This window comes from Streptomyces sp. NPDC050743, from assembly GCF_044456925.1.
Lineage (GTDB): Bacteria > Actinomycetota > Actinomycetes > Streptomycetales > Streptomycetaceae > Streptomyces.
This window is the reverse complement of sequence record NZ_JBITGJ010000247.1, coordinates 1-4,561: the sequence shown is the minus strand read 5'-3', so window position 1 is coordinate 4,561 and position 4,561 is coordinate 1. Positions and strand designations below refer to the sequence as shown.

General features: G+C 71.5%; 5 protein-coding genes. 1 reads left to right on the top strand and 4 read right to left on the bottom strand.

The window, feature by feature from the left end; all coding sequences use genetic code 11:
• Positions 1-774 precede the first annotated feature (774 nt).
• The 4 genes from ACIBJF_RS52285 to ACIBJF_RS52270 all read right to left on the bottom strand — a co-directional run bounded on the left by ACIBJF_RS52285 (position 775) and on the right by ACIBJF_RS52270 (position 3,987).
• Positions 775-1,017: a hypothetical protein gene (locus ACIBJF_RS52285; protein WP_399184940.1), complete on the bottom strand. Its 243-nt coding sequence runs from the start codon at positions 1,015-1,017 to the stop codon at positions 775-777.
• A 24-nt stretch (positions 1,018-1,041) separates the two neighbouring features.
• Positions 1,042-2,961, bottom strand: coding sequence for a hypothetical protein (locus ACIBJF_RS52280; RefSeq protein ID WP_399184939.1), 1,920 nt, complete (start codon positions 2,959-2,961; stop codon positions 1,042-1,044).
• A gap of 62 nt (positions 2,962-3,023) precedes the next feature.
• Positions 3,024-3,545, bottom strand: coding sequence for a transposase (locus tag ACIBJF_RS52275; RefSeq protein WP_399184938.1), 522 nt, complete (start codon positions 3,543-3,545; stop codon positions 3,024-3,026).
• Positions 3,487-3,987: a hypothetical protein gene (locus ACIBJF_RS52270; protein ID WP_399184937.1), complete on the bottom strand. Its 501-nt coding sequence runs from the start codon at positions 3,985-3,987 to the stop codon at positions 3,487-3,489. The genes ACIBJF_RS52275 and ACIBJF_RS52270 overlap by 59 nt, the downstream gene beginning before the upstream one ends.
• A gap of 119 nt (positions 3,988-4,106) precedes the next feature.
• On the opposite strand from ACIBJF_RS52270, the gene ACIBJF_RS52265 reads away from it, so the two are divergent.
• On the top strand, positions 4,107-4,343 hold the full coding sequence (locus tag ACIBJF_RS52265; protein WP_399184936.1) for a hypothetical protein: 237 nt from the start codon (positions 4,107-4,109) through the stop codon (positions 4,341-4,343).
• The last annotated feature ends 218 nt before the right edge of the window (positions 4,344-4,561 follow it).

The following is a 4,561-nucleotide window of genomic DNA, read 5'->3' as shown; positions in this document are numbered from 1 at the left end:
GTTCCAGATCCAGCGGCAGCGATCCCACTCGGCTTCGAGCCGGCCCCTGGCCGTGTTCGACAGGCGCACACGGAAGGTGTACCGGGCATGCCCGGAGTCCTTCGCGGTCGCCTCCGTCGTCATGCATCCGAACCTACCCGAGAGGACCGACAGTCGAGAGCTCTCGATCATCATGGGCGACATCACCGCCGTGCGGGGTGGACGCCGGACCGCCCCGACGGCGATCCGGCCATCCCTGCCCCGCTCCGCAGGAGTCCGATTCCTCCCCGGCCCGAAGGCCGGGGCATCCTCGGAGGAACCCGGTGAAGACCGGGAAGTGGCCGACTTTGCGTTCGTATCATGGCGAGCAGTTGGTCCGAAGCCGAACGTGTCCGCATCGCCAGCTGGGCGCAACAGGCTTGCGTTCCTGTGGCCTGAACCAGGAGTCGACGACTGTCGAACCGCTGGTTCGCAGGGGCCTGACATCAGGCTCCGACCAGGTCCAAGAGGTCCTGGAAGCATCGGGCGACGTACTCATCAGCACAGGCCAACGCATCGCCGCGCGCGGACCCGCCGCCCCTCCACACAACCGTCCGAACGCTGCTGAGCTCATTCAGAAGGAGAAGTCGATGTAGTCGGCGGGGAAGACGGGGCGATGTCGCCGGCGAGGCAGATAACCAGCGGACCACCCCCGCGTCGGCAGGGAGGACTGCTGAGCCTGGCTCGGGGGTGGGGTGGTGTTCGGAACCCCCCGCGTCGGCGGGGAGGACCCGGCGCCCGGGCCGCCGAAGCGCGCTACTGCCAGGCACCCTTCGCCGGATCCCAGTTCCCCCGCACGCCGCCGTCCAGCAGCGGGTTGAGAAAGACCCGGGCGGCTTGAGCTGCTTCCGGGAAGGTACGGCATCCCTGGAGCCCGAAAACCAGGGCCGCAGCAGTCGGATAGTGCTCCGGCCAGGCCGTTCCGGGAGCCTCGAAGCTCTTGGGCAGGACGAGGTCGATACCTCCGTGACGCCGCAGTTCGGCGTCGGACCGCCACACGGCCTCCGTGCGGGGTGTCGGTGTTCAGCGCCGGGCTGCCACGGCTGCCGCGGCCGCGGTAAGGATGCGTTGCAGGACGGGGACCGGGATCGCCGGGTTGGTGACCGCTGCGCATGCCGTGTCGCGCTCGTGCAGCAGTCCGGCCAGGACGCGGGCCGGCAGCCGCGGACTGCGCACCGCGGTGCCGCGGACGTGGGCCTCCGGGTCGTTCAGCAGCCGCACCGCGTCGGCCGGTGACAGCCGGGGGTCCTCAGCCGCGCGGCGGCGCACCTCGGCTTCGGGGTCCCGGGCAAGGCGTGCAACGTCGGCCGGTGTCGACTCCGGATCGTCCAGGGCCAGGCGGCGCATCCGCCCGCTGGGGTCAGCGGTGTAGCGCAGCAGGCCCGTACGGGGGAAGTTGGGGTGGCTGCGGGGCCGGTGGGGGTGGCTGAAGCTGCCGTCCCACCAGCGCCAGACCTCCAGCAGCATGTCGGCCGGCGCGTCCTCGCACGATTCGGCGAGGAACAGGCGGACCACCCGGTCCTCATCCCGCGCCAGGCGCGCCACGACATCCGGCGGGAGGTGCCGGGCTCGGGCCACACTGCGGCGGACCAGCGGGTGGGACGACGCGGCCAGACGGCGCATCGCGTCGGCGTCGTCGTGCAGGTCCGCGACCCAGGGCAGGGTGTGCGACATCGACGTCGGGTCGAAGTCGTGGCGCACGGCGGCGCGTTGCTCCTCGGTGAGGTCGGGGCGCAGCGCCACCGCGGAGCGGATGTCGTCCTGCGGGTCCTCCGCCAGCACGGCGACGCCGTGCGCGCCCAGGCCCGGGTTGGCGGCCAGCGCCCGACGTGCCTCCGCGTCCCCGTCCTGGACCAGCTCCGCCTCCAGCTCGGGCGCGAGGCGGCACCGTTCGAGCGCCCGCCGCGGGTCGGGCAGGACGGCGAAAACCTCGCGAGGCATGGGTACGCCGGTGTGGTGGGCGAGCAGCGCAGCCGTTCGCACCGCGGAGTCGGTGTCGGCCAGCAGCCGCTCCCGCAGCGGCGCAGCGAGGTCCTCCCATCGGGCACAGGCTGCCGCCCGCACCCGGGGATCGGCGTCGGCCGCAAGGCCAGAAAGGTGCTGCGCGGGGAGCCCGGGGAGTTCGGCGGCTCGCGCGCGGGACGGGCCGGCGAGGAGGTCGTCGTACAGGTCCTCGGGGAGTTCGGCGCCCCATATGCAGGCGTGCTCCGCCCAGAGCACTCGTCGATTCGGCGACGGCTCGGCGCGGACCAGGTGTACCCACTGATCGGACGTGAGCTTGGGCCGGAAGGTGTCGGCGGCCCTTGACCGCACCCGCGGATCGGGGTGCGCCACGGCGGCGTCGAGGACGGCGGGGCGGTCGCATCCGTGCAGAAAGCCCTCCTCCACATCCAGCAGCCGGATCAGCAGTTCGTCCGTCGCGGCCGGATTGGACCCGATCCCCTCCGCCCAGTGCACAGGCCACGCACGTCGGCCGGGCACCGCCGCCCACACTCCGGCGCGCTCGACCTCCGTCTCCCGCCCGGCGGCCGCGGCAGCTTCCTCCAACCGCTCCGGCAGTCGGTCGAGGGCCGTCACCCGAGGCCCGCTCGCGCCGGGCACCTCCGCCAGCAGCACCTGCCCGTCGAGGGAGAGCGCCACGAACCCGGGGTCGCCGGTCAACTCCGGCACGCCGCTCCCGGCGTGCCGGACCCGGGTCCACCAGGCGTCGTTGCCGCCGATCCGGTGCCTGAGGACGGCCACCAGGAACTCACCGTCGACATCGCAAAGACGGCGCCACCAAGCCACATCGAGCGCTTCCCGGACCACGCCGTCCGGCGCCGCGATTCCCCGCGCGATCCGCCAGCCGGCTTCCGGCGGGAACAGGCTGCCCGGGCGCACGTCCTCGACGACCGTGAGTCCGGCACGTGCGAGTAGTTCGTGGAGTTCCTCTCGGCGCTGCACGCGATCATGATCGCCGCCGGCCCGCGGTGGGACAAGGCCCTCAGCCCAGGCCCAACCGGCCCTCACCCGCGTACACGCCATTGATTGCGACATCTGCCGCCGTCGAAGCCGCGTGAGTCGGCGCCCACGACGGCATCGGCCTTGACCGACTGGGAGTCGATGATCCCCGCGCTGGGCTCCGGGTCGCGGCCCTCCTGCACGCGTACCCTGCGGCGCAGCCGGTCGTGCAGTTCGCTCAGCAGGCCCTGGGCCAGGTAGCGGCGGAAGAAGCGGTAGACGGCCGGCCAGACGGGGAAGTCGCGGGGCATCGCGCGCCACTTGATGCCGCCGTCGACCAGGTAGAACACGGCATCGAGCATGGTGCGGTGGCAGTAGGACTCCGGCCGGCCGCCCCTGCCCTCCAGCCAGCGCGGCACCGGCAGCGCGTCGCGGACAGCGGCCCACTCCGCGTCGGTCAGGTCGCTGGGGTAGCGGCGCTCACGGTCGCCGTGGTCGGCGGCGTTGCCGAACCGGTGTGCGAGGCAATCACAGGGCGACGCGCCGGAGTCGGACGTCGGTGCCGCTGACGCGGAAGACTGTGACACCTGGGGCCTCCTGGTGCTCGTGGACTCGACATCTGCGAGCCGTGCAGGAGGCCCCTCTCTCATGCGCCGGCCGGCTGGCGATCAACCGAACGGGAACAGGACCGGACCCCCGTTCGACCCCCCACGCCGCGAGATCGCTTTGATAACGGCTTCTAAGTTCCTCGATGACGGACCAGAAGTTGCCGGCACGGTGGCGGGCGAGGCCCTGGAGAGTGACGTAGTCGGTGTCTGATTTGCGTCGGACCAGGTAGTCGATCAAAAGCTGGCGGATCTCGGCGTTCTTGATGCCGTAGTGGTCGACGAGTTCCTCGACGCTCCGCTGGCCGTCGTAGATGAACGTCCGCAGGGTCGGGGCCGTCCCGGTGCGCAGCCGGGGACCGGGGCGGGCCGGGGCAGCGGTCCTCCGGGCGGTGTCCGTGGAGGTCCCGGAGCGCCGGATCACGGAGTTAACCGGGCTGTTCCGTACGACGATTCGGCGCTGGAAGGCGGCAGACCAGTGACGTACGCGGAGTTGGGCGCGCTGTCCCGTACGATGATTCGGCGTTGAAAGGCGGCAAACCCGTGACATACACCGCGTACACGGACAGCAAAGGCCGGACCACTGAGGACCGGATCGCAATGGTGAAGCGCCCGGGGGACCCGATCACCGCCCAGCAGCGCACGGCCGCCCGGCTCCTGCTGGAGGACCTGCTGTTCGCCGCCGGACGCCACGGGGTCACCCTGGATGACTTCGACAGGGTTGTGGATCTCCCCGGAGGGTGCCTGGACGTGATCCTGAGCAAGACCCGCCGCCCTTGACCAACCCAGCGCCCAACCAACGCTGAGGCCCGCTGGCACCCCGCCGCGCGGGTCTCCGCCGTTCCCCACCACGGCCGCCACGTCATGACGACCCCCCTCCACCACGACAGGTCATGAGGGTCCTGTGCCGCTCGAAAATACGATTCGATGCTGTGCGCTGCGGCGATGCCATTCGGTCAGGCAGCGTGGCGGTACTCATTGATCAGGCCGCCGAGGGC